Genomic DNA, 25046 nt, shown 5'->3' with positions numbered 1-25046 from the left:
ACGTGTGTAGCCGCCATGCGTGCATGCTCAGGAAAGCCCGGTACGACCGACTGTTCACCTGCCATTCGCTGTCAGCTGGTGGTCTGTCCTCCGTTGACGACCGCTTCCCCACGCCAGACGCTCCAAGGAGTCGTATCCATGCGCAGGCCCACCCGCCGACACCTCACGATCGCCACTGCCCTGGTCGCCGCGACCGCGGCAGCCGCGGCCGTCACGACCACCGCCGGCGCGTCCGACACCGCGCAGCAGGCGAGCGGGGCGATCCAGAGCGGGAAGGCGAAGAACGTCATCCTGCTCATCGGCGACGGCATGGGCGACTCGGAGATCACCCTCGCCCGCGACTACACGGTGGGCGCCAACGGCCGCCTGAACATGGACAGGTTCCCGCTGGCCGGCGCCTACACCACCTACGCGGTCCACGAGGACGGCACGCCCGACTACGTCACCGACTCCGCGGCCAGCGGCAGCGGCTGGGCCACCGGCGTGAAGACGGTCAACGGCCGGATCTCCAAGACCCCCGGCACCGACAAGGCCGTCCCGACTCTTCTGGAGCTGGCCCAGAAGAAGGGCTACGCCACCGGTAGCGTCACCACCGCCGAGCTGACCGACGCCACCCCGGCCGTCCTGGCCTCCCACGCCACGGACCGCTCCTGCCAGGGCCCGGCCGACATGGCCAAGTGCCCCACCGACGCCATCGCGGCCGGCGGCCCCGGCTCCATCGCGGAGCAGTCGGTCAACCACAAGGTCGACGTCCTGTTCGGCGGGGGCAGGAAGCGGTTCGACCAGAAGGTCACCGACGGCGCCTACAAGGGCCTCACCGTCACCGAGCAGGCGCAGAAGCTCGGCTACCAGGTGGTCACCGACAACGCCGGCCTGCAGGGCGTGAAGCCCGGCCAGCCGGTGCTCGGCCTGTTCGCCGCGGGCAACGTGCCGGTGGAGTGGACCGGCAAGCCGGCCGCGGTCGGTGGCACGGACCCGCAGCGGTGCAGCACCTCCAACCCGGGCCGTCCGGCGACGACCCCGAGCCTCGCCGACTCCGCCACGAAGGCGATCGAGCTGCTGGAGGCCAAGCAGAAGCGGAAGCACTCCAAGCAGGGCTTCTTCCTCCAGATCGAGGGCGCCTCGATCGACAAGCAGGACCACGCCGCCGACCCCTGCGGCCAGATCGGCGAGACGGCCGCCTTCGACCGCGCGGTGAAGGTCGCCCGCGACTACGCCGCCAAGCACCCCGACACCCTCGTCGTCACCACCGCCGACCACGGCCACACAAGCCAGATCGTCCCGCTCGAGGCGACCCCGCCCGGCCTCTCCTCCACCCTGGTCACCAACGAGGGCCAGCAGCTGAAGGTCAACTACTCGACCAACACCCCGGGCCAGTCCCAGGAGCACACCGGCGTGCAGGTCCGCATCGCCGCCCAGGGCCCCCAGGCGTACCGGGTCCTCGGCGTCACGAACCAGACCGACCTGTTCACCACGATCAGCGAGGCGCTCCGCCTGCGCTGAACACGTCGAACGGAGGGAAGGGGGAGTCCGGTCACGGACTCCCCCTTCCCTCTGCAGGTCGTCCGCGAAGGCGCACTCACCGGCGTCGCCGCACGTCACGAACTTGTTAAATGATCAAGGCGCCTCGTACCCTTACCCGCCGGTACGGGAGTTTTGCTCGCTGTGTCCCGTACCGGGCGTCTTCAGCGGGCAGCATCGGGGAGAAGAATGAAGCACGCAGTACGCCGCATCGGCGCCGCCGTGGCCACGGCAGCGCTCGCCGGCGGGATGGTCGTCGCACTTCCGGGAATGGCGAGCGCCGCAGGCCCCGGGTACCGCTGCACGAACTGGCAGCAGAACAGCCACAAGTGGACTGCCTCCTGCACCGTCACTTCCGGCCAGGCGCGCGCCACGACCGAGTGCGGCAACGGCAAGGTCATCTACGGCAAGTGGGTCGGCCGCGGGCACTGGGCGTTCGGCGGCGAGTGCGGCCAGTACGCGCTCATGGCCACGTCGGTCGACTGGAAGAAGTAGCCGTCCGACCCGGGCTCAGCGGGTCCCGCGATTGACCGCAGACCAGTGGCGACCGCGGGCCGTGCACTCGTGACGCGTGCGCGTGCGCGTGCTCGTGCTCGCGCTCGTGAGACCTTTGGCTGGACCTGGTATCGCGCTGGATTTCCGCAGCGCCGGCGCCGGAGCTCGGCTCCGGACCGGCGCCGCGGTTCGCCCGGCCGATCGTGCACCCAAGGGCCGGATTCGGGGACGCTCCCTCGCTCTGGGCTGGGGGCGGGAGCCCCTTCGGGGGCCCGGTCGGCGAATGAGGCAAGAGTCCGGCCGACGTCCGGTGCGGGGTCAGGGGGACGACAAGGCCTGCACGTGGTCGGGTGAGAGGTGCAGCTCATAGGGCAGGCAGCAGTCGGAGCAGAGCGTCGCGACCAGTGTCCCGCAGGCGCAGACCTGGTTCAGGCCCCCGTCGGGAGTCGCCCCGCAGCATGCGGCGGAGGCGTGCCGCGTCGTCAAACCGCGGCAGTCGTCGGGGTTCATGACGATATTGCCTCGCGGTCCCTGAGAGACCAGTGGCCGCCCATCGACGTCGTAGCGAGTTCCGTGACGTGGCATCACCGGGCCGGGCTCCTCGGCAACGACGAGAGGCGGGCCGTACGGCTCCGTCTCGATCGCGTAGCAGCCGGACGGCACAGTGGCCGGCGACGGGCCCGTTTCCTCCGCCTCCCACCAGGCGTGGTCGGGAGCCTCGGGCACCGCTGGCAGACGCTTCAGCGGCACCGTCAGGGCAGCGCCGCAGGCAGCGCACGCATACACGGTCGTCTCCGGCGCGGTCCGCTCGACCGTGGTGGCGCCGGGCACGGCGGTCTGCTCGCTGTCCAGTCGGACGCCGGTCCCAGCCTGATGCCGCTGATCTTCCATGGGGAGGAACGGTACTGAAGCGCGCCGACCGCCCCGCGGCCGCCTCCGCCGAAACCAGGCCCCGCCTGGGGGCTCTTCCAGGTCTGGCGCGGTAGCGCGTTCGGCGGCCGGGCAGCGCAGCGGCGGCGGCGTTCCACGGGGCGGCATGACGTCGAGGTCAGCTCGGCCCTGCGGAGATGGGGCCCCTGCGGCGGAGGCTCGTCGTGCGGGGGCGGCGGAGGCGACTGACACCAGGGGCATTGCGGCCCCGCGGGACGCCGGACGTGGGCGTCAAGGAATTCTTGACAAGTCGGCCGTGTCAAGGTTTCCTTGACACATGTTGATCTTGCGCACAAAGGACCGGCACCGGGACCCCTCTCCCGCCACCGCGTCCACGGCCGCCACACTGCCGCTCGCCGTGGCCCTGCCGGCCGTGTCGGTGATGTTCGGCGACCGGTTCGGCACGTCCGCCACCGTCGCCCTGTTCGCCGTGGGCCTCGCGCTCATCGCGTGCACGGCCGGCCTCGCCGCCCGCGCGGCGGCCCGCGACTCCGCCGAACGGGCGCGCCGCGAAGAGGCGGTCCTCGACGCCCTCGAACCCCTTGCCGGAGCGCGCCGATGAGTGACGCACCGCTGCTCCACCCGGCGGAGATGGACCGGATCCGGGAAGGTATCGCCGCAGCCGTCCTCGACGCCCCCGACGGGCTGGCCGACTCGCTCGAACACGACCCCCACGGGTACCTGCGCCTGCTGGACGCCTCGCGCGTCGGTGCCGAGGAGGCGAGCCGGCTGCTGCGCGAGGCCGTCCAGGGTGCCAGGGCCGCCGGTCACAGCTGGGACACCGTGGGCCGCGTCCTGGGAGTGAGCCGCCAGGCCGCGCAGCAACGCTTCGCGAGCAAGGCCGCCGACTCGGGCCCGTCGGCACCGCCCGCCCAGGGACCGAACGCCCCGAAGCGCCGCACCCTCAGCGGTCTGACCGCGTTCAACGAAATGGCCGCACTGGAGGAGGCGGGCCGCGACGGCTGGCACATGGTCGGCTACGGCCCCTTCTTCCACGAGGTGGAAGCCTCCGGCCAGCCCTGGGAGCACTGCCGGGTCACGCTCCCCTCCCTCGCGCGACACCGGCGGATGCAATCGGAAGGCTGGATTCCGGTAGGCGCAGGATGGTTCCCGTGGCGGTACTACAAGCGACCCACCGACCCCAGCACCCGATAGCGGACCTGGCCGTTGACGTAGGACGCGGCGGTCGAGGCGAGGAACGCCACGGCCGCCGCGACCTCCTCTGGGCGTCCGAAGCGGCCTGCGACGATGCCGTCGGTCAGTGCCTTCGCCTCCGCCGCGCTCAGTGCGCCGGCAGGGTACATCGGGGTGTCGATGCAGCCGGGGCTGACGGAGTTGACGCGGATGCCGCGGGGGCGAGTGCAGCGGCGAGGGACCGGACCAAGTGGTGCGCGGCGGCTTCAGACCGACCGGCAAATGGTGGGTGGGGCAGCCCAGGGGGCCCGAACGCAGGGCAGGCACGAGCCTGAGGGATCGTGGAGTTCTTGACGCCCTGTGATCACCCGGAGGGCTCGTGCCTGCGGTCCCGGACCGGGCCGTCTTCGAGTACATCGTGCTCGCGCTGGTCCACGGCTCCGGCTACGCGTCGTGGACTTCCACCTCTACCTCGCCGCTCCGCATGCTCATTCGGCGCTCGACGAGCCGCTACCTCTGGGACGGCCGCCCCACCACCCGACGCCTCAAGTGATCCATCTGCCGGTCGGCCTCAGCCCCAGTCCTGCAGCTGCTGGAGCAGGTCGGCGTCGCCCTCGATCCGCAGCGAGCCGGCCGGGATGCGCATGTACATGAGCAGGGCCATCTCGCTCGCCGTGCCGTAGATGGCGGCGGTGGGCTTGCTCTCCGCGGCCTCCGCCGCGGTGAGGCGGGTGAAGCGGGAACCGGCGGCGTCCACCGTCTGGCGCCAGGAGCCGGCCTCGGCTGCGTGGTAGTCCATGGTGGCGGGCTCGCCCGGCCACGGGACCGTACCGGTGCAGACGGTGGCGAGGAACTCCTCGATGGCGTCGACCGCCTCGGTCGTCGGCAGCTCCTGCGGGGTACCGGAGGCCAACTGGGCGTCGTAGGTGTGGATCAGCGATTCCGGGACGCGGCGGCGGGCCACGGCGGCCACCGTGTGCGGCGAGGCCAGCGGCTCCCACCAGGCCCAGCAGCCCCGGTCCGGGCCGGCCTCGCGCAGAGCAGTGAGCAGCTGCTCCGTCGAGTCGGCCAGCCAGGTTATGAGGGCCTCGCGCTCCCTGGGCGCCGCCAGCCCGTCCTTGCTCGGCCGTTCGTCGCCCGGCGCGGTGTTCAGCACGATGTAGGCCCAGAAGCGGTCCCCCTCACTGAGGTGGTTCGCCAGGTCGTACAGCGTCCAGCCCGGGCAGGACGGGACGTCGGCGTCGAGGCTGGGGGCCGCGGCGACGGCGGCGCGGAACGCGGCGGAACGCTCGTCAATCATCCGCAGCAGGGTGGGGAAGGGGAGATGATCAGTCACGCGGACCTTGTACCACCCGGAGCGGGACTCTCGCATTCGATTAATACTGCAACGGTGTTTGCCGTGACGGTTGGGCAGCTTCGGGTGGGGTGTGCCCGCGTCGTTTGTCACCGCCGGCGTGGAACTGACCAACCCCGTCTCCATCCGCGTCCTGGAAAAAGCCGGCTGTGGACGGCGTGCTGCTGATCAAGTAGCGCCGCCGCAGGGGCCGCCGTGTGGACCCCCGACACGCCGAGTGATGATCGCGCACGGGCGAGCCAGGAGCCTACTGAGCCGTCCGTGCAGGGGCAGCAGGACGGGGACCGGCGCGATTGGTGGACAGGGCCGCCACGCCGGTGATCTCCAGCAGCCGCATGACCTGCTTGCTTGGTGCGACGAGGGAGAAGGCCTGGCCGCCGCAAACTCGGCGCGGAGGCGGTGAAGTCCCGCTGGATCAGGTCCGGCACCGGGACGGCGTCGGCCGCGGGGACCGTGGTGCCACCGTCGGCCACGGATACCGCCCCCGGCTTGGCTCATGGCCCTTCGCGCCGCCAGCAACGCGCTCCGCGGCCCCACTGGCGTCCCGGAACGGCCGACCCGATGCCGGTGCGGGCCGTCAGCCCTACGCGTCGCGGCTGGGGCCGGTCAACAACCGCGCCTTGTAGGCAGCGGTGAGGGCGACGAATCGGGTGTTGCCCACTGCGTAACGCAGGAACATGCGGCGTGGTTCCTGGATCAGCCGGTGGAACCATTCGAGACCGGCCTGACGCATCCACCGTGGTGCCCTACTGCGCAGTCCAGCCACCACGTCGAAGGATCCGCCGACGCCGACCACCAGGGCGCAGCCCAGGTCCTTCTGCGTCCGCGCGAGGAAGTACTCCTTGCGCGGACTCGGCACGGCGAGGAAAAGGATGTCCGGACGGGCTTCGCGGACGGCCGCCACGACCTGGGGCTCCTGGGTCTCGTCCCAGTAGCCGTCCCGGTACCCGACGACGTCGACACCCTGGTCGGCGGCGATACGCGCGGTCTCCTGGACGACGCTGGTTTCGGCGCCCAGCAGGTACACGCGGTATCCGTGGCGCGCGGCGCTGCGCCACAGAGCCAGCATGAAGTCGATGCCCGCCACCCGCTCGGGCAGCGGGCTGCCGAGGAGGCGGCCCGCCCAGACGACCGACTGCCCGTCGGCATTGACGAGCGAGCAGGAGCGGATGATCCGGGCCAGTTCCGGGTCGTCGTGGGCCTGGACGATCTTGGCGGCGTTCAGCACGACGTGCTGGTGGGGGCCGCCGTCCGCGATCAGTGCCTCGGCGGCCGCCACCGACTCTTCCAGGGTGAGCGGGTGGACGGGCAGTCCGCACACTGTTACGCGCGGGCGGGGGCCCGCCGGCCTTGTCGACCCTCCGTGTTCCAGCGGTTCGGGTGTGGACACAATGTTTCTCCGTTCATCCCCCATACCACCACTCAGAAATTCGTGTCCCGCCAGATCCGTGAGAACGCGTCCCTGACCGTGTCCGGATCGTAGAGCGGGCGGAGTTCTTTCCATGCCTTCTGTTGCCGATGCCGGACACCGTCGATGTCGGCCAAGCACAGCGTCAGGAAATCGGTGACCGATTCGACGGTGCTGTCGATCTGCTCCACACAGCCCCGGCTGAACAGTTCCGCGCTGCCGGGCGACCTCGTCGCGGCCACGGTGCAGCCCGCCTGAAGGCCTTCGAGCAGCACGAAGGGAAGTCCTTCCGCCCATCGAGCGGGCAGGACGAAGGCATCGACCCCGGACCAGAACGAATGGACCTCGTCCGGTGCCAGTACACCGAGGTCCTCGTCCACGCACGACATGTGATGAGGTGGCACGTCACTGCGTATTCCCGCGACCGAGAACTCCACGAGGGCGCCTGTTCGTTTCAATCCGGCCACCGCATCGCAGAGGATGTCGAAGCCTTTACTTCTGTGCATCGTCCCCAACCAGCCAACGCGCAAGCGTCCACTGGAAACCGATGGAGGGGGCGAGGCGGCGCCCGCGGGTGCGGGATTTCTCACCACATGCACGGATGCAACTCGGCAACCGGACGCCCTGATATCTTCCGCCACGTCCTCACTGAGTACCAGCCAATGACTGCCCCCGAGCGCCCTTCTCAAAAACGCATTCGAGCGCAGTCGCGCGGGAAGCTGAGAACCGTGGAGATGCATCACGGGGGTGCAGCGGAATGCCCTGGCGAGCATGGTGATGATGGCGTCGCGCAGGAGCGGCAGGCCCCACTGGGAGATCGGGAGATAGATCGCGTTCGGTGACATCACCGTCAGCGCACGGGCACAACGCACAACGGCGGCCACCGTCGCGGCCGCCCCGGCCGACCAAGTCGCTTTGAACTTCATGGATCCGGTGCGGTTGGCGGAAAGCGAGACGACCGCGACGACCCGGCAGCACGACTCCAAGACCGGCGTGAAGAATTCCGCGGCTCGCCCCATTCCACCCAAGCTGGCGCTGTGCCTCAAAACCAGGACCGTCGGCCATGAAGTCGAGGAAGGACTTCTCTTGCGGATCGGGAACACTGCCCTTCTCCTGTGCATCAGCAGTGGCGCCTGCGGTGAAACGCGGAGTTTCGGAATGATGACGCTCACCCTCTGCCCCTCGTGGTCATCCTCGCCGGAGGGCGGTTCTTCGGTAAAGACCTCCCTATGAGATCACCCGTCCCGTGAGGAGTCCAGGACGCCACGGAGTTGCCGCACTGTCCATTTTTTCACAAAAATCACCGACCGAATCTGCTCGGGAGTCGTGCCCGTGATCCACCGAGTTGGGACTGCCCGCGTGGTAGGACAGAGCGGGACGACAGAAGGAGACGTCATGGGCGCGTTGGGTGTGGACTCCGCACTGCTCGGGCTTTTGTTTTCCGCCGCCTCTGTCGGCGTCCTGCTCCTCCTGTCCGCATTTCGGAGGGTGGCGGTCTGGTTGCTCTGGGGAGCAGCTCTGGCGCCTTTGTTCCTGTTCGGCAGGGACTATGCGACGGTAGGTCTCGATCCGGTGTACCTTCTGGATGTCCTGGTCGTACTCGCACTCCTTGCCGGTTCTCCGGTCTGGGTTTCACGAGCCCTTTCGGAGTCTCGCCTGCGGGGATACCGCATGTGTGCCATTCTGCTGGCCATCGCCGCGACCCAGGCGGTAGTCCGTGGTGTGGCACAGGGCTATCCGGGCGCGCTGAAGGGTTGCGTCCTGGGGCTGTATCCCCTTTTCGCCTGGGCCGCCGCGACATGGTTTCTCACGCAGCCCGTCGAGGAGTTCCTCCGGAGGAGATGGATCCTGTACCTGCCGACCACGGGTGCGCTCCTGATGATGGTGCTCGGCCGGTTGGTCATGCCCGCCGCCGTGGGGCTGTACCTGGCGATCGCCGGAGCCTTCGGCATGGTCCTGCGCAGGAGGGGGGACAGTCGGCTGCTTCTGTGGACGCTGATCGGGTCCGCGTGCCTCACGGCGGCAGCCGACAAACGCGGACCCCTGCTCGCGGTGGGTGCGGCGATTGCCGCGACCACGCTGGCCAGCCGGGCGTGTCGCCGGAGGACGGTCCAATGGCCCACGCTGACCTGGAGTTTCCTCATCGTGGGGCTGGTGGCTGTGCTCAGCGTGTCGCTGGCGCACCGGCAGTCCTCGGACCTGCCGGTCGTCGGGGGGCTGGTGAGCCGGGTGCAAGCAAGTGAGAACGATGCCGACAGCGAGGCGGCCAACAATGTGGAACTGCGATACGTCATGTGGCGCACGGCACTTGATGTCGCACGGTCCGAGCCACTCCTCGGCGCCGGAGCGGGCCGCCCGATTGAGGTCGTGTTCCAGGGTGAGGAACTCGACAAGGCCGCGTCGGGCCCCCACAACTCCTTCGTCGGGTACGTCTACTACCTGGGCTGGGTGGCGGGCACCGCGTTCGCGCTGCTGATCGTGGCGACGTTGTGGCGCACGTGGCGGGCGCGGTCCCACCCTGTCGCGTCCGCCTGGTTCGGGGCAACGGTCGGTGTCTGCTGTATCGCCTTCACGAACGTCGCCTTCGAGACCACGTATATCGGTCTGCCGTCGTGGCTGGTCGTGGCGTGTGCCTTCGCCCTCGTCGGTGTTCCGCGTGCCGCAGTGCCGGCCGGGGACACCGGCTCGGCGCCCCCTCACACGGCAGAGCAGCCCGGGCGTCGCCGATACTCCGGCGCTCTCCGGCACCGGGCCTTCGGTCGCCAACGCCCCTCGGTCCTGGCACTGGTGACCGGTGCTCGCCCCGAATGCCGACCCGCCGTCGCGCGCGGAGGACTGGCGCTCCGCCGTCCACTTGGCCCTTGAGGAGTATCCGATGCACGAAACGCAAACCCAGGGCTTGCGGTCCCCCGGTCCGCCCGGGGGCGCCGTCGAGCGCGCCGGGACTCGGCTCGCCCCGCGGAGACTTCTCTCTGGAGGAGACCCGTGCCGGGCGAGGATGCCGGATCTGCCTTTCCCGTCCGGTCACGTTCGCCTTTTTCGTCGGAAGCGGAGAGCCGCCCCCTGTGCGCGCCGTCTGGCGGGCGCGACGTGAGGTCCTCGGCGGTCGTCCGGGACCGCAGTCGCGGATACGCATGTGCCCGGCGGCGCGTCCGGTCCGAGAGTCCGGACGGCCCATGACGCGGAAGGGGTCGGCAGGCGTCTCCGCGTCGCACGTCCCGGCGTCGCTCCGCGGAGAGGCCTCGCTGGCCCTTCTCGGCGTGGTAGGCGGAGCGATCACCGCGCTTCTGGGGTCACTCCTGGTGGCGCGGCTGCTCGCACCGACCGAGCGGGGCCACTACGCGTCCATCGTGGTCTTCACGACTCTTGCCCTGACGTGTCTTGAGATGGGCGGTGAGGTTGGGGTCCTCAGAGGCCTCGCGGACGTGCGGAAGGAAGGGACGTCTTTCGCTGCGGGTTACCTCGTCTGGACGCTCCTGGCCACCGCGTCGGTGGCCACCGCCGCGTTCGCGGTGGGCCCTTGGACGCCCCCCTGGTTGCAGCCGTCGTGGCTTCTTCCGGTCTGTGTCACCGCCGCCGTCTACGGCGGCCTGGTGTTCAGGCTGACGACCGGGATGTTGGTGAGCAGCGGTTGGCTGCATCGGTTGATCGCGGCACGGACTCTCGGGAACTGCGGACCGGTCCTCGGCTGTCTGCTCTGCGTTCCCCTCGGGCACACGACGGCTCTGGACGTGGCCACGGTGTCGTTCGTCGCGCAGGCGGTGGTGAACTCCTTCCTCCTCCTCCGCCTCTCGTGTTCCAGAAGACCGCTGCTGCCGTCCGCCCGGCACGGACTGGGGAGGGCGGCGTGGCACCGGAACATCTCTCTCGTCTGGTGCCGGGGAAACGTTGATCTCCATGTCCTCAACGGATCCACCTACGTCCTGCAGCGTTCCGACCAGATGGCGCTCTCCGTCGTCGGGGCGGACAGGACCCTCGGGATCTACGCCATCGCCACCAATGTCTCCGAGGTCGTCAGCTATCTCCCCGCGGCGCTCTTTCCGCTCGTCTCGCGGGGGAAGCCGGGCCACCCGGTCGAGTTGCGCAGGATCCTGGTGCTGCTCGCCGTCTGCGTCGGAGCCTTCACCCCGTTGGCCTACTTCGCCCTGCCCCTTCTCTACGGTGAGGCCTACCGGGCCGCGCAGCCCGCGGCCCTCCTCCTGGTACCGGCCACTGCTGTCCTGGCGGTGGGGCGCCTCTTCCAGGGCGTTGAGCTTCGTGACACCGGACGACGCAGGCGCTTGGCGGTGATCGCCGTGGCAGCCGCGGCGACCGAGTTCGCCGCCGTGTCCCTGTTCGGCGGGGCTGGGCCTGCGGCAGCCGCCCTCGCCTGCTCGGCAGGTTACGCCGTCTTCACCGTGTGGATTGCGCTGTCCCGCACGACGGCCTCGTCCCGGTGCGCACGGCCTGCGAGGAACACCGTGCCGGTGCAGGGCGGTGTGCCGGCCAGGGACGTGGTCGACGGCCGGAAGGACTGAGCGCGGTGTCCGTGCGCCGGAGCGGGTCGGGCCACTCAGTTCCGGGAGCGGCCCAGCAACTCCACGAAGGGCGCATCGGGCCGGCAGGCGGCGAAGTTGTACCCTCGGGTCGGTTCGACCTTCACCGCGGCGATCTCCCGGATGGTCAGCGGGCGGCCTCTGCCCGGTGACATGACCACCATCCCCATGTCCAGGAGATGACGGCTGACCTTGCAGGTGGGGTCCAAGCCGTGGTCTTCGAACAGGAAGACGACATCGCGTTGGGCGAGGGTCTCCTTCGCGCCTTCGACAGCCGGGATCTCCGCGCCTTCCACATCCAGCTTGACCACGACGGGTCCGGTCAATCCGGCGCAGTGGCGTCGTACGAGCGTGTCGATGGTCACCGATGCGACGTCGAACGACCGCCAGCCGTTCCGGCCCGCATCCGCGTGTCTTTCGCACACGGACGCCGCCGCGTGGCACAGATGGTGGCTGACAATGGAGAGCGAGGCGTCGTCCTGTCCCCAGAGGGCGGCGCGGACGGCTTCGACTCCCCCGCCGTTCAGGGCGATGTTGTCCGTCAGCCGGTGGAAGGTCTCCGGGCTGGCCTCCACCGCCACGACGCGTCGGGCCCGGTGGCGGGTCAGCACCGACCAGAAGCCGATGTTGGCGCCGCAGTCCAGGAAGATCGTCTCGGGTGTGAGCACCCTGTCGAGCATGTCCCTGATCTCCGGCTCATAGGCGAAACCGGGATCCATCAGTTTCGTCCAATAACCGTCATCGAGGTACACGCACAGTCGTGAGCCCTCGCCGATATGGACGGTGACCCGGTTGTCCCTGTCGAAGTGCTTGGACAACATCCATGTCAGGGGCTGGACACCCCGATGGCCGACCGGCCTGGCGGCGCGGGCCAGCAGTTGAACGGCGGCTGCCTGGAAGCGGACCCCCGCGCCCCCGTGAACCGTCACCTTGCGCGATCTCGCGCGGTCCGTACGGTATTCCGTCTTCTTGCTTGCGTTGTTATCGCAGGTATCGGCCTCAGTGCGACTCATACGCGAAACGTATCCGCGGGCGGGATCACGGCTACCGGAGATGAGCGGACGCACGCATTCGATTCACACTTTCGGCGGGAAAAGCCGATTTCATTACCGTAGCGGGCCCATCACAGAAATACTCCTCACTGCATCAAGTAAAGCCCCATGTCAGGCGGCCGGTCGTCAAACGCAAGCCTTGCGGCCAGGGTTAAAGTGAACACCGCTGATACGGACGACGAGTGTTCAAGTCGCTTCACCTCCCAAAGGGGCAGCCCACCTATGCCAGTCAAGAACTATCGGACACTTCACGGAATCCGTGGTGTCGCGGCCCTGTGCATCGTCCTTCTGCACTCCCCGCGGCTGTTCGGATCGGCGCCGCTCTTCCTGGCACTGTCAGTCGATCTTTTCTTCGCACTAAGCGGCTTCGTGCTGGCCCACGCCTACGAGGATCGCCTCCGTCGCGGGATGACCCCTCTGGCGTTCCTGCGTCAGCGCTGGGCGCGGCTGTACCCGCTCTATGGCGTGGGATTTCTCTTGGGTGTCGCGCATGCAGTATTGTGCATTAAATATAATTCACCCACTGAACATTTGAGTTGGGGGGAGCTGTTCATCACCCTTCCGTTTGCGGCGTTCATGATTCCCGCGCCGGTGGCTCAGGGGCTGTTCCCTCTCAATGGGCCGATGTGGTCGATCTTCTTCGAGCTGCTCGCGAACCTTCTTTGGGTTGTTTTCTGGCGCCCGCTGCAATCTGTTAAGATTCTTTTCGGTACCGTTCTGGTGTGCGGTGGACTTTATGCCTGTGCCTTGATGTACGTCGAAGCTCCGGCGCTGGGCCTTACTTGGGCAACCTTTCCCGGGGGGCTGGCGCGGGTCTGTTACTCCTTCGGTGCGGGCCTGCTGGTCCACCGTTTCAAGGGCAGGCTGCGCACACCGAAGTTTCCGCCGTTGGTGCTGATGGGCGTGCTGCCAGTCATGGCGCTCTTCAGTCCCGGTCCGATCGTGCAACTACTGTCTGTACTGCTGGTGTTTCCGCTCATTGTCCTGCTCGGCGCGAGTAACGAGCCGAGGGCTGCCACCCAGGGCATCTACGAATCATTGGGCAAGGCGTCCTACTGCGTGTACGTACTGCACCGCCCGCTGGCAGCCCTTCTGTATGCGGCCGTCCTGCAGTTCACCGGATGGCGGCTCGAAACCATTGCTCCATGGGGCGGACTGCTCTTCCTGGCCGGGCTGGTAGCAGGAGGCCTCGTCCTTACAGACGTGTTCGAAACACCGGCACGACGGTGGCTGACTCGCCGTCTGACCAGAAAGAGCGAGGAGCCGCCGCGCATCCCGGTCTGCGATGGTCTGCCACGTGATCGCGTCGGGGAGGGCTGCACGACCGCCGCACAGGCACAGGCTTCGGAACGCTCCATGTGAAGGACGCCTCACAGCGTCCGCCCCCCTACCCGGCGCTGGGCCGGCGGTGACCAGCGGCGGAGGTGCTCGTCGCGATCCGGGCCAAGGCTGGGGCCGTGGCCCGCAGCCGCCGGACCGCGCCCCCGAGCCGTGACGCTGAGCCGCCGACCGTTCCACCCGCGCCTCGCGGGCCCGAAGGGGAACGATGCGCCATGACTCGGTCCCGTCAGGGAGACGAGCCTCCAGCGGGCGTGGAGGGTTCGCGCGGGTCCGTCTCCTGAGCGGAGATGCCGCTCAGCCGCGGTTTCGCGCGAAGAGCCCGAAGGTGGTGGCCGGACCGAAACGTTCCCCCAGGGCCTGCAGCGCTCCTGATTGGGTCGACCAGTAACGCTGCACCTCCACATCACGAAAGGCCGGTTCCAGGAGTTTCTGCAGGGCCACCTCGTCCACTCCTTGCCGGACGACGTGGTACTCCGACATATCCGCCTCGTTCGTCTCGTCGTAGCGACCGCGCAGTCGGCGCACCCTGGTCGCCAGGCCGCGGCGCAGTTCGCCCTGACTGAGCCTCCACAGGAGATAGGCGCCACGATCCAGGTTCATGGAGAGTGCTGACCGGCGCGGGTACCACAGCGGGTCCTGGACGCTGAAGAAACCGCCGCCGGGGGCGATCCGCTGAATGAGATGTCCGACGGCACCCAAGTAGTCTGGGATGTGGTGCAGTACGGAAATACACACCACGGCGTCGACCGGCTCCGAGCGGAAGATCTCTTCGCCTTCGAAATCATGAACGACTGTGACGTTCGGATTGTTGCGGAAGCGGTGTCGGAGGACCGCCGCGCTGGGGGCGCTCATTTCCGTCACATCGACCCTTGCCCCGGCCGCCACCAGATGGTCGGTGAAAGTTCCGTGCCCAGCGCCGACCTCGAGGACCCGACACTGGCCGTTCCGTTCGATGACCTCGCCCACGAGAGTATGCACGCCCGAGATCACGCGCTCGCGGACGCTGTGATGCCGGATATGCGGAGAGCCTTTCGCATAATCATGCCCATCGCCATGGGCCCGTTCTTGGAGTTGCCCAATGGTGGGCCTTTTCAAGGTTTCTGTCACGCCGGTACACTATTCCGGTAGTCACCTTCATGGTCCGGCCCCCCGTGCTCGGGAAGTGCAATTCACCCGTCCGGCCGTAGCGTGCGTCCGTCGTTACGGCGTGCTTGTCAGGCGATGAGTGTCCTTCAGGTCCATTCTGTTAGGCGCCTCCCGAGTTTTCGCCGGACCGCGATCGACCGGTTCGCCTGTGGCACCCTCCGAAAGGAAATTCTCCCGGTGTTTTCCACCGTCTGCGTCGTCGGCCTCGGCTACATCGGCCTGCCCACCTCCGCTGCGCTCGCCACGAACGGGATCGACGTCATCGGCGTCGACGTCAACCCGACCACCGTCGAACTCGTCAACGCCGGCCGCGCCCCCTTCGTCGAACCGGATCTGGCGGTGGCCGTCAGCGGCGCCGTGGCCATGGGGAGGCTGCGCGCGACGGGCACACCCGAGCCTGCGGACGCCTTCATCATCGCCGTCCCCACCCCGCTTCAGGAGGACCACACCGCGGACCTGTCGCACGTGCGCAGTGCCGCGGCGGCGGTGGCGACGGTGCTCAAGGCGGGTGACCTCGTCGTCCTCGAGTCCACCTCACCCCCCGGCACCACCGTGGAGCTGTCCCGGTGGCTGAGCAAGCACCGCCCCGACCTGACGTTCCCCCACGAAGAGGGCGACGCACCCGACGTGCGGGTGGCCCACTGCCCCGAACGCGTCCTGCCGGGCCGGACGATGATCGAGATCGTGACGAACGACCGTGTCGTCGGCGGCGTGGGGGCGGGCTGCGCCGAACGGGCCCGCGCCCTCTACGAGGTGTTCACAAAGGGCGAGTGCCTGCTCGCCGACGCCACCACGGCGGAGATGGCCAAGCTCAGCGAAAACGCCTTCCGGGACGTCAACATCGCCTTCGCCAACGAGCTGGCCATGGTCTGCGACCACCTCGGCATCGACGCGGGCGATGTCATCGCACTGGCCAACCGCCACCCCCGCGTCGACATCCTGCGTCCGGGGCCGGGCGTCGGCGGCCACTGCATCGCCGTGGACCCCTGGTTCATCGTCGGCACGGCGCCCCGGCAGTCGCGTCTCATCCGGCTCGCCCGCGAGGTCAACGACGAGCGGCCCGACTATGTGCTCGGCGAGGTCGTCCGGACAGCCGACCGCTTCAAGGACCCCGTGATCGCCTGCCTCGGCCTGGCCTTCAAGGCGAACATCGACGACCTCCGCGAGAGCCCCGCCCTGCACATCGTCACGCAACTGGCCGAGCGGCAGGTCGGCCGTCTGCTCGTCGCGGAGCCGCACATCAGGGAACTGCCGGACTCACTGGCACGCACCGGGGGGGCCGAACTCGTCGACGTCACCGCCGCCGTGCGGGACGCGGACGTCGTCGTGCTGCTCGTGGACCACGACGCCTTCCGCGGCGTCAAGAGGACCGCGCTGCGCGGCAAGGCGGTGTTTGACACTCGCGGCTTCTGGCGCTGAGGCGGAGCCGCCCGCGGGGTCCGGCGCGGAGCCGAATTCCGCAGGGCGCCGGCACAGCCCCATCCAGTGACCGATCGCCCGTACGGCACGGTCCGCGGCGCGCCCGTCGCCGTACGGGTTGACGGCCTTCGCCATCGACGCGTACACCTCGCGGTCGTGCAGGAGCCGTCGTACCTCCTTCACGATGTGCTCGCGGTCGGTGCCCACCAGACGGGAGGTGCCCGCCCGCAGGGCCTCGGGCCGTTCGGTGGTGTCCCGCATGACCAGCACGGGCTTGCCGAGGCCCGGCCCCTCCTCCTGGACGCCTCCGCTGTCGGTCAGGATGAGGTGCGCGCGGTTCATCAGCCGGGCGAACGCCCCGTAGGGCAGCGGTTCCGTCAGGCGGATGCTGCCGAGGTGGGCGACCTGGGGCAGGATCGCCGCCCGCACGACCGGATTGGGGTGCAGCGGGAACACGATGAGGAGCTCGGGCTCGGTACGGGCCAGATCGGCGAGGGCACCGCCGATGGACTCCATTCGGCTACCCCATGACTCACGGCGATGGGCCGTCACCAGCAGGACCCGGCGAGCGGTGTCGTCGAGGTCGGTCAGTGCCGGGTCTCCGTAGTGCGTTTTCTGTCCGACCGCCCAGCGCAGAGCGTCGATGACCGTGTTCCCGGTGACCACGACGGACGACGGGGGCACACCGTCCCGGAGCAGGTTGTCCCGCGCGTGACGGGTGGGCGCCAGATGGAGGGAGGCCAGCTGGGTCGCGAGCCGGCGGTTGATCTCCTCAGGGAAGGGGGAGCACCGGTCGTCGGTGCGCAGTCCCGCCTCCAGGTGGGCCACGGGGACCTGGTTGTAGAAGGCGGCGAGGGCCCCGGCGAACGCGGTCGTGGTGTCCCCCTGGACCAGCACCGCGTCCGGGCGCTCGCGCCGCAGCAGGGGACACAGCCCGTCGAGGACGCGCACGGTGATGTCGGCGAGGGACTGGCGCTCGCTGAGGATGTTCAGGTCGTGGTCGGCGCGGATGCTGAACAACGCGTGCACCTGGTCGAGCAGGCCGCGGTGCTGGGCGGTCACTGTCACCGTCGGCCGGAACATCGAGGACCGGTTGAGGGCTTCGATGACGGGGGCCATTTTGATCGCCTCCGGTCTTGTTCCATAGACGACCATCAGTTGCTTCACTCGAGTCTCCCTCCGAGCGGCGTCGGACCGCGGCCGGGGCAGCCCACACCGGCGGCCGCATTCCCCGGAGCGGGAGAAGCGCTCTCTGGGCACCAGCGAATCGGTATTCCGTGACAATGCCCGCCATACAGGAGGCGTGTTCACCCCTGCGTATGGAGATGTTCGTCCGTCTGGTCGGCTCCACAGGAAAGACGCAAGTTGCGGTGATCTGCCTCCCTACACTGCGCCGTGCTCCGCGTTTCCCCTCCTGTAAAGGCAGGAAATGAAAACAGTGCTCCTGTCCCCGCGCACCGGTTCCATCACGGTGGGAGAAATTCCCGCCCCCGAAGCAGCCGCCGGGGTGGTGCTGATCCGCAACGAATGGTCGCTCATCAGCGCGGGTACGGAGCGGGCCACCGTCTCGACCGGCGCGCAGAGCCTCATCGGCAAGGCGCGGCAGCGGCCCGAGCAGGTGGCTCAGGTGCTCGACAGCGTGAAACGGACGGGCCTCGCCGACACCTACCGGACGGTCCAGGACCGCCTGGACCGTCCGGTGCAACTCGGATACTCCTGTGGGGGCACGGTCCTGCGGACGGGCGAGGGAGTCGACGACATCCGCCCCGGGATGCGGGTCGCGGCCGCCGGGGCCCGCTACGCATCCCACGCGGAGATCGTCGCCGTGCCCCGCAACCTCGTGGTTCCCGTGCCGGACGGCGTGGACACCCAGTGGGCCGCCTTCGCCACGGTCGGCGCGATCGCACTCCAGGGCATCCACCAGGCCGAAGCGGTGCCGGGCTCACGGATCGCCGTCATCGGCCTTGGCCTGGTCGGCCAGATCACGCTCCAACTGCTGCGCGCCTACGGATACGACGGGTTGGGCATCGACCCCGACCCCGCGATGGTGGCGCTCGCCGAGTCGGGGGGCCTGGTGGCCTTCCCGCGTGGGTCGGACAGACTGCCCGACGTCGTCTCCCGGCACTGGGCAGGCGCCGGTGCGGACGCGGTGCTCATCACCGCCGCCACGCCCAGCGCCGACCCCGTCGAGTTCGCCGGCCACCTCGCCCGGGACCGCGCCGCCGTGGTGGTCGTCGGCGACGTCAACGTCGCGCCACCGCGATCGTCGTACTACCACAAGGAGCTGACGATCCGTTATGCACGGTCGTACGGCCCTGGCCGGTACGACCCCCGCTTCGAAGAGGGCGGCCACCCCTACCCCGAGGGCTATGTCCCGTGGACGGAACGGCGCAACCTCGCGGAGGTGCTCCGCCTCCTGGCGACGGGCGCGGTGGACTTCGCCCAGCTGAGGCCGCGGGTCTTCTCCCTCGAGGACGCAGCCGAAGCGTACGAGGCGCTGAAGCCGACGCGCGGCGGACGCAGCGTTGCCCTGCTCCTGCGCTACGCCGGAACCGCACAGCTCCCGCCCCAGCCGCCCCCGTCGGCCGGCTCGCGCACGTGGACCACCCCCCGGGGCACGCTGCGGGTTGCGGCGATCGGGGCAGGCAACTTCGCGACGAGGACGCTCTTCCCCCAGCTGAAACGGGAGCCCGGCGTCGCGTTCTCGTGGGTCGCCAGCGGACGGGGGCTGTCCGCCGCACACCAGGGCCGGCGGTGGGGTTTCCGTACCGTCGCGGAGAGCGCAGAGTCCGGTCTCGCCTCGGACGACGCGGACTGCGTGATGGTGCTCAGCCGCCACGACAGCCATGGCCGGTACGCGGCGCGGGTGCTGCGCGGCGGCGCCGCCCTGTACTGCGAGAAGCCCCTGGGCCTCACGGAGACTGAACTGGAGGACGTCGCGGACGCGTGGCTGGCCTCCGGCGCCCCGGCGATGGCCGGGTTCAACCGGCGGTTCGCCCCCGCGATGCGGGACCTGCGCGCCGCGCTCCCCGCAGGAGCGCCCCTCCAGGTCGTTTACCGGGTGTTCGCGGGCCGGCTCCCGGCCGACCACTGGTACTTCGACCCCCGGCAGGGCGGCCGGCTGCTCGGCGAGGTGTGCCATTTCATCGACACCGCGGGCTTCCTGGTCTCCGGGAGGCCGGTCGCTGTGCGGGCCGTCGGCGTGGACGCGAGGGGCCCGGCCGCCGCGCAGAGCGTCACCCTCCAGCTCACGTACGACGACGGCTCGGCCGCGTCCATCGTGTACGGCGGGCTGACACCGCCCGGCGCCCCCAAGGAGCTCCTGGAAGTGGCCACCCACGGAGTGGCGGCCAGGATCGACGACTTCCGCTCGCTCACCGTGTGGAACGGGAGCAGGGCGGCCACGACGAAGTACCGCGGTGCGCCGAAGGGACACGCGGCTGAGATGAGCTCCCTCGTCCGCCTCGTCCGCAACGAGCCCCTCGGCGAGGAGGCTGCTGCCGCTGCCGACTTCGCCTCGGCGCTGTGGAGTTCCCTCGTCGCGTGCCGCGCAGCTCGCTCGATCACCGAGGACTGCGTCGTGGTGGCCGCTCCCTCCACACCGGCTCTGGCCAGGGCACTGGGGTGCCCGCCGCCCGGTCCCGCCCCTGCGGCCGCAGTGCCGAAACCGGGCGGGCAGGCCACCCGCCCGGCCGGTGGTTCTCCCTCGGCCACGGGGGCGACCTGATGTGCGGCTTCGTCATCCTGCTGAACCGGACCGCGCAGCGTCGGCCGCCGTCGGACCGGGACCCGTGCGCGGCGCTCGCGCACCGCGGCCCCGACGCGAGCGGACACCTGGACCTCGGCGGTGGCAACTGGCACGCGGCGCTGCACTTCCGCCGCCTGGCCGTCGTGGATCCCGCCCCGAGGAGCGACCAGCCCTTCGGCTCCCGGGAGCGGGGCGTGATGGTCTACAACGGCGAGATTTACAACGCTCCGCACCTGCGCGAGGTGCTGCGGAAGCGGCACGTGACCTTCACGACCGAGGGCGACGCCGAGGTCCTCTACGAACTGCTGCTGCAGCCGGACGCCCCGCGGCTGCTCGACGAGGCGGACGGCATGTTCGCCTTCGCCCTCGTCCTGCCCGACGGCGAGGTGCGCTACGGGCGGGACCGACTGGGCATCAAACCGCTGTACGCGGCATTGGACGCGGCGGGCCGCCTGGTCGCGCTCGCCAGTGAGATCGAACCGCTGCGAGCAGCCGGGCTGACCGGCAGTGTCGACCCGGTCGCGGTGGCGCAGGGCGTCATGTTCCTGTGGACGCCGCCGCCGCGGACCGGCTGGCAGCGCGTCCGTGCCGTACCGGCCGGGACGGTGCTGTCCCGGCGCGCTCCCGGATATGACGAGGCGTCACTCTGGTGGCGCGCCGCTGCCGCTGTGCCCGCCGAGGACATCGGTGCCGCGGTTCGCGCGTCGGTCGCCCGGCAGGTGCGGGCGGACGTGACGGTGGGGCTGCTGCTGAGCGGCGGGCTGGACAGCACCTGGCTGGGCGTGGAGATGAGCAGGGAGGGCTTCGCCGGACCCGCCTTCGCCGCCAGAGCGCGCACCACGGCGGCCACCGCGGAGCCGTTCGAGGACGACGCCCCCTACGCCGCCCGGGTCGCCCACCGGCTGGGCCTGCCGTTGACGTGGGTCGACCTGGACGTCGACGTGCTGCGCCGGATCCCGGAGCTGGTCACTACCATGGAGCTCCCCTTCGGGGACCCGGCCGCCGTCGCACTCATGCAGCTCTCCCGCGCCGCACGCGCTGAGGCGACCGTGCTGCTGTCGGGGCTCGGGGTCGAGGAGTTGTTCCTCGGGTACGAGCGCTACCAGGCCGTGCAGCTGCTGCAACAGATTCCCGCGTGGGCGCGCCCGGCCCTCGGCGCCACCACCGTGGTCCCGGGGCCCCGGCGCTACCAGGGCCGTGCGGACAAGTTCGGGCGGCTGCTCCAGGTCGGCCCCCGTGACTGGTCGTGGGCGGCACAGGCGTACTACTCCGGGCGGGAGTGGGCGGCGCTGTCGCCGCTCGTCGGGCTGGAGGCGGTCACCGAGCGGCATCGCGAGGTGGCGGGCGCCGTGCTCGACGCGGGCGGGACGCCCCTCGCGGCGCTGGCGGAGTGCGACCGGCGGCTGTTCCTGCCGGGGCTGAACCTGCTGTACGGCGACCGCGCGTCGATGCGGGCGAGCGTGGAGCTGCGGGTGCCGTTCCTGGGGGAGCCGGTGGTGGCCGCCGCCCTCGGCGCCGTCGCGGAGGAGCAGCTGAGGCTGGGCGACGGCAAAGCGCGCTTCCGCGCGGCCGCGGTGGCGTCGGGTGTGCCGGAGTTCGTCGCCCGGCGCCGCAAGACCGGGTTCGGGGCGCCGGTGCGGTCGCTGCTGCGCGAGCACGGTGACCGTCTGTGGACCGAGGTACGGCGCTCCCCGGTGTTCGACGACGTCTTCGACCGGAGGACCGCCGACCGCCTCGTCGCCGAACACGTTCGGGGCCGACGTGACCGGGGGCTCGCCGTGTTCGGGCTGTTCTGCGCGGCCGTGTGGTGGGAGCGGAACGCGGCGGGAGGCGCGGGGCGGACCGCGGACGTCTTGGCGGGCTACGAGGCGGCCGTCGTCGGCTGAGCGGCCGGGGCGGCGGGGCGCCAGCCGTCCGGCAGGACGGCGTGGAGGGCGGTCAGTGCGTCCAGAAGGGGAGCGGCGCTCCATCGGGGCGACTCCCACAGTGCCCTGTTCGCCTGCCAGCCCTTGGCCCGCGCGTCCGCGGCGAGACCGGGATAGCGGTCCGCGACCGCCGCCAGCACGGATCGGGCGAAGTCGGCCTGGACGAAACCGTGATGGGCCGCCCACGCCGCCATCCGTACCGCTGTCGCGTCGTTGTTCGGGTCCCGTCTGCTCCGGCCGTCCGCGAAGTAACGGGGCAGAGGGCCGTCGAACAGGTGCCGCAGGTAGTGGTCCACCCCCCGTTCGAGAGGGCGCCGGACGTCGATGCCGAGCAGCGTTCCCGCCTGTTCGAGGCGCAGCAGCACGTACCCGGTGTGGAAGCCGTCCACCCAGCCCAGCCGCGGGTCCCGTCCGTATGGCCACGAACCGTCGGGGCGCTGACCGTCCAGGCTCACCTCGACCGCACCGCGGGCGGCGTCGACCAGGCGGTCCGCCAGTCCGCCAGGCAGAGTGCCGGTGCGGGCCAGGCGGGCGGCGAGCGCGGCACCCATGAGGTTGGCGTTGTGGACGAGGACGTCGCAGGCCGGTGTGTAGGTGAAGAACTCGCCGTTGTGCAGGTGTTCCAGGAGTCCGTGGGCGAGCGACCGTACTGCCCCGTCGCCGAGCGTCCCGGTGTCCAGACAGCCGTCCGCGCAGAACGTGGTGGCCACGAGGTTGGGGACGGTGGCAGGGTAGTACGCCCAGCGGGTCTGTACGTCGAACTCGTAGCGCCACAGCCCGGCGTAGCGCCCGGACAGCTGCTCGGCGGCCGTCAACCCGCCCAGCCGGAGGGCGCGCTCCCGCCACAGGGGGGAGGCCGAGAGCCGGGCGCAGGCGCCGGCCGCGGTACCGGCGGCCGTCGCGGTGCGCAGCGGGCGGATGCCCAGGACCGGACGCAGGTCGATCCGGCTGCGTTTGACGGCCTGCAGGAGCGCCTGCCGAAGCACACGGTGCACGGCGAGCCGTCCCAGCGGGCCGGTCAGCCCGTCGTACGGGTCTGGGCCCGCCCAGTCGCGGGCGTCGGCCCACCGGAAGAGCCGGTCTGCCAGGGCGAGCACGTCCGTGGCCTCGCGGGGCGAGCCGAGGCGGTCCCCGGCGGCGTGGTGGTCCGGGCCGAAGCGGTCTCGGGGTGAGTGGTCGGTGGGGCTTCCGGGCGGCATGGGCCCTCCAGGGGGATCGCCGGTGCTGGTGGATGTCGTCGGTGCCGTCGAGTGGGGGAGCGGGGCCGGAGCTGCTCAGTAGGCGCCCCTGCCCGCTACGACGGCTCCCACCGTCCGGCACAGCACCCCGAGGTCCACCGACGGGGACCAGTTGTCCACGTACCGGAGGTCCAGGGCGACCGTCTCGTCCCAGGAGAGGTCGGAGCGGCCACTGACCTGCCACAGGCCGGTCAGCCCCGGCTTGACGGCCAGCCTGCGCCGCTCCACCTCGTCGTAACCGGCGACCTCGTCGGGCAGCGGCGGTCGCGGACCGACCAGGGACATGTGTCCCTGCATCACGTTGAACAGCTGGGGCAGTTCGTCCAGGGAGCAGCGGCGCAGCACCCGGCCGACGCGGGTGATCCGCGGGTCACGGCGGATCTTGAACATCCGGCCGTCCTGCTCGTTGGTCCCGATCAGCTGGTGCCTCAGCCGCTCCGCGTCGGTGACCATGGTGCGGAACTTGGCCATGGTGAACGGTTTTCCGTCGCGGCCGACGCGTGTTTGCCGGTGTACGACGGGGCCCGGGGAGTCCAGCCGTACGGCGAGGGCCACCGCCACGAACACCGGGGCGAGCAGCACGATCAGCAGCGCCGCGCCCAGCCGGTCCGTCACCGACTTGAGCAGCGTCGCAAGCCCCCGCCGCAGGGGCGGGGCCACGTTCAGCATCGTGAGACCGGCCACGGAGTGGACGCCCACCCGGCGCCCGGCAACCTCGGTCAGGCCCGGTACGACCACGAGTGGGCGCTCCTCGCTGTGCACTGCCCACGACAGCCACCGCAGGCGCGTTCCGGTCATGTACGGTCCCGGCACGACGAGGACGACGTCCACGTCGAGCAGCCGGGCCGCCTCCAGCACCGGGATGGAGTCGACCGACATGTGCTCCGGTGCCTGCCTGCCGAGGCGGGCGGCGACCGGGGCCAGCGCATGGGGGTCCTCGTCGCCGACCGGGCACACCCCGACGACGACGAGCTCGTGGTCGGTTCGCTTCGCGAGGTGGCTCACCAGACCGTCGACAGCGTTCGCCTCCCCGATCACCAGGGCCCGGCGGACGGCCCGGCCGTCGCGGCGTCGGGCGATCAGATGACGGTGGATCAGCGTGTGCACGACGGCGCTCGTCGGCGCGCAGGGCACCAGGGCGGCGAGTGCGAAGAGGAACGGGGACTCCTCGCCCGTCGCCGCCCGCACCACCGCGAGCAGTCCGATCAGCACGAGCCAGTCCTGCAGCGCGGGGCCGGTGCTGTCGCGCTCACCGAGACGGTGCTCGCAGTAGCGGTCCCGTGCCCCGCGCACGAGCAGCCATGCTGCGGCCGCCACCGTCGCGTAGGCCGCGGCATGCGCGCTGCGGGCCAGCGCGAAGGCCAGATACACCGGCACGGCGGCGCCGGCCGCTTCGCCGATGACGGCGGCCGGCGCGTACCAGAGGGGCTTGCCGGTGCGGCGTCTGGTCGTCGGCTGCTCCCGGATGTCCCGTGTCTGCGCAGGTCTTGCCGCTGGCACGCGGGGCATTGTCTCCTCGAACAGCCGCATTCGCCCTCCAAGCGCGTCAAAAAGGACTATTCGAGTGTGTATGGCTGTGCACTGAACAGCGGGGCGCGACGCTGGGCCGCGGGCCACTCTCACCCGTTGAGCAGAGCTCCATGCCTGGTGCATATGCAGACGCCGGGGGCCGGCGGGGGGTGAGGGCGCGTGCGAACCCCGCCTGCTTCACGTGCTCCGGCTCCGGTTCGCTCTCCACGTCCGCCTCAGCCGCAGGGCCGACCGGCGTCTTCACGGAGTCGCGGAGCAGCGGGGCGACGT

19 protein-coding genes and 2 pseudogenes are annotated in these 25046 nt (G+C 70.2%); 11 read left to right on the top strand and 10 right to left on the bottom strand.

Annotation, left to right across the window (positions count from 1 at the left end; translation table 11 throughout):
• Positions 1–138: 138 nt before the first annotated feature.
• On the top strand, positions 139–1503 hold the full coding sequence (locus ACSHWO_RS37390) for an alkaline phosphatase (RefSeq protein ID WP_438319717.1): 1365 nt from the start codon (positions 139–141) through the stop codon (positions 1501–1503).
• A gap of 207 nt (positions 1504–1710) precedes the next feature.
• A complete protein-coding gene (locus ACSHWO_RS37385; protein ID WP_361096224.1) occupies positions 1711–2016 on the top strand; it encodes a hypothetical protein in 306 nt (101 codons plus the stop codon).
• Between the two features lie 318 nt (positions 2017–2334).
• Here ACSHWO_RS37385 and ACSHWO_RS37380 read toward each other — a convergent pair whose 3' ends face one another.
• Positions 2335–2907, bottom strand: coding sequence for a hypothetical protein (locus ACSHWO_RS37380; protein ID WP_438319716.1), 573 nt, complete (start codon positions 2905–2907; stop codon positions 2335–2337).
• Positions 2908–3223: 316 nt separating this feature from the next.
• On the opposite strand from ACSHWO_RS37380, the gene ACSHWO_RS37375 reads away from it, so the two are divergent.
• On the top strand, positions 3224–3508 hold the full coding sequence (locus ACSHWO_RS37375) for a hypothetical protein (protein WP_438319715.1): 285 nt from the start codon (positions 3224–3226) through the stop codon (positions 3506–3508).
• Positions 3505–4101 (top strand): hypothetical protein, encoded by a 597-nt coding sequence (locus tag ACSHWO_RS37370; protein WP_385848685.1) that lies wholly within the window; start codon positions 3505–3507, stop codon positions 4099–4101. Before ACSHWO_RS37375 ends, ACSHWO_RS37370 begins: the two co-directional genes overlap by 4 nt.
• Here ACSHWO_RS37370 and ACSHWO_RS37365 read toward each other — a convergent pair.
• Positions 4068–4250 carry an SDR family oxidoreductase gene (locus tag ACSHWO_RS37365; RefSeq protein WP_385848684.1) on the bottom strand — a complete coding sequence of 61 codons (183 nt, stop codon included), beginning with the start codon at positions 4248–4250 and terminating at the stop codon, positions 4068–4070. The two genes, ACSHWO_RS37370 and ACSHWO_RS37365, sit on opposite strands and share 34 nt — an antisense overlap.
• 193 nt (positions 4251–4443) lie before the next feature.
• On the opposite strand from ACSHWO_RS37365, the pseudogene ACSHWO_RS37360 reads away from it, so the two are divergent.
• A pseudogene (locus ACSHWO_RS37360) lies at positions 4444–4633 on the top strand (IS5/IS1182 family transposase); the annotation flags it as partial.
• An 18-nt stretch (positions 4634–4651) separates the two neighbouring features.
• Here the strand turns inward: ACSHWO_RS37360 and ACSHWO_RS37355 are convergent.
• From ACSHWO_RS37355 to ACSHWO_RS37345, 3 genes are all read right to left on the bottom strand, one after another.
• Positions 4652–5416, bottom strand: a complete 765-nt coding sequence (locus ACSHWO_RS37355) for a maleylpyruvate isomerase family mycothiol-dependent enzyme (RefSeq protein WP_438319714.1) — start codon at positions 5414–5416, stop codon at positions 4652–4654.
• 601 nt (positions 5417–6017) lie between these two features.
• Complete coding sequence (locus ACSHWO_RS37350) at positions 6018–6755, bottom strand: WecB/TagA/CpsF family glycosyltransferase (protein ID WP_438319713.1); 738 nt, start codon at positions 6753–6755, stop codon at positions 6018–6020.
• A 101-nt stretch (positions 6756–6856) separates the two neighbouring features.
• On the bottom strand, positions 6857–8014 hold the full coding sequence (locus tag ACSHWO_RS37345; protein WP_438319712.1) for a glycosyltransferase family 4 protein: 1158 nt from the start codon (positions 8012–8014) through the stop codon (positions 6857–6859).
• Positions 8015–8237: 223 nt separating this feature from the next.
• Between ACSHWO_RS37345 and ACSHWO_RS37340 the strand changes: the two genes are divergently transcribed.
• Positions 8238–9707 (top strand): O-antigen ligase family protein, encoded by a 1470-nt coding sequence (locus ACSHWO_RS37340; RefSeq protein ID WP_438319711.1) that lies wholly within the window; start codon positions 8238–8240, stop codon positions 9705–9707.
• Positions 9708–10018: 311 nt separating this feature from the next.
• A complete protein-coding gene (locus tag ACSHWO_RS37335) occupies positions 10019–11359 on the top strand; it encodes a lipopolysaccharide biosynthesis protein (RefSeq protein WP_438319710.1) in 1341 nt (446 codons plus the stop codon).
• A gap of 35 nt (positions 11360–11394) precedes the next feature.
• Here the strand turns inward: ACSHWO_RS37335 and ACSHWO_RS37330 are convergent, their stop codons facing one another.
• Positions 11395–12390 (bottom strand): FkbM family methyltransferase, encoded by a 996-nt coding sequence (locus ACSHWO_RS37330; RefSeq protein WP_438319709.1) that lies wholly within the window; start codon positions 12388–12390, stop codon positions 11395–11397.
• A 261-nt stretch (positions 12391–12651) separates the two neighbouring features.
• Here ACSHWO_RS37330 and ACSHWO_RS37325 point away from each other — a divergent pair, with 261 nt between their 5' ends.
• Entirely contained in the window at positions 12652–13791 is a 1140-nt protein-coding gene (locus ACSHWO_RS37325) for an acyltransferase family protein (RefSeq protein WP_438319708.1), read from the top strand.
• 273 nt (positions 13792–14064) lie between these two features.
• Here the strand turns inward: ACSHWO_RS37325 and ACSHWO_RS37320 are convergent, their stop codons facing one another.
• The gene (locus ACSHWO_RS37320) at positions 14065–14877 is read right to left on the bottom strand and encodes a class I SAM-dependent methyltransferase (protein WP_438319707.1); all 813 of its coding nucleotides are present in this window, start codon (positions 14875–14877) and stop codon (positions 14065–14067) included.
• A gap of 216 nt (positions 14878–15093) precedes the next feature.
• On the opposite strand from ACSHWO_RS37320, the gene wecC reads away from it, so the two are divergent.
• Positions 15094–16335: a UDP-N-acetyl-D-mannosamine dehydrogenase gene (gene wecC / locus ACSHWO_RS37315; RefSeq protein ID WP_438319706.1), complete on the top strand. Its 1242-nt coding sequence runs from the start codon at positions 15094–15096 to the stop codon at positions 16333–16335.
• A gap of 84 nt (positions 16336–16419) precedes the next feature.
• On the opposite strand, the pseudogene wecB reads toward wecC, so the two are convergent.
• A pseudogene (wecB, locus tag ACSHWO_RS37310) lies at positions 16420–17490 on the bottom strand (non-hydrolyzing UDP-N-acetylglucosamine 2-epimerase); the annotation flags it as partial.
• A gap of 274 nt (positions 17491–17764) precedes the next feature.
• Between wecB and ACSHWO_RS37305 the strand changes: the two are divergent.
• Both ACSHWO_RS37305 and ACSHWO_RS37300 read left to right on the top strand, forming a co-directional pair.
• Positions 17765–20062 carry a bi-domain-containing oxidoreductase gene (locus tag ACSHWO_RS37305; protein WP_438319705.1) on the top strand — a complete coding sequence of 766 codons (2298 nt, stop codon included), beginning with the start codon at positions 17765–17767 and terminating at the stop codon, positions 20060–20062.
• A complete protein-coding gene (locus ACSHWO_RS37300; protein ID WP_438319704.1) occupies positions 20062–21969 on the top strand; it encodes an asparagine synthetase B family protein in 1908 nt (635 codons plus the stop codon). The genes ACSHWO_RS37305 and ACSHWO_RS37300 overlap by 1 nt, the downstream gene beginning before the upstream one ends.
• On the opposite strand, the gene ACSHWO_RS37295 is transcribed toward ACSHWO_RS37300, so the two are convergent.
• Complete coding sequence (locus tag ACSHWO_RS37295; protein ID WP_438319703.1) at positions 21945–23207, bottom strand: hypothetical protein; 1263 nt, start codon at positions 23205–23207, stop codon at positions 21945–21947. The two genes, ACSHWO_RS37300 and ACSHWO_RS37295, sit on opposite strands and share 25 nt — an antisense overlap.
• A 75-nt stretch (positions 23208–23282) precedes the next feature.
• Positions 23283–24755 carry a sugar transferase gene (locus tag ACSHWO_RS37290; RefSeq protein ID WP_438319702.1) on the bottom strand — a complete coding sequence of 491 codons (1473 nt, stop codon included), beginning with the start codon at positions 24753–24755 and terminating at the stop codon, positions 23283–23285.
• Positions 24756–25046 lie beyond the last annotated feature (291 nt).

Source organism: Streptomyces pallidus (ex Mingjun et al. 2026) (genome assembly GCF_051550185.1).
Classification (GTDB): domain Bacteria; phylum Actinomycetota; class Actinomycetes; order Streptomycetales; family Streptomycetaceae; genus Streptomyces.
Note: the sequence above shows the minus strand (reverse complement) of the source record. Positions and strands in the feature narration are given on the sequence as shown.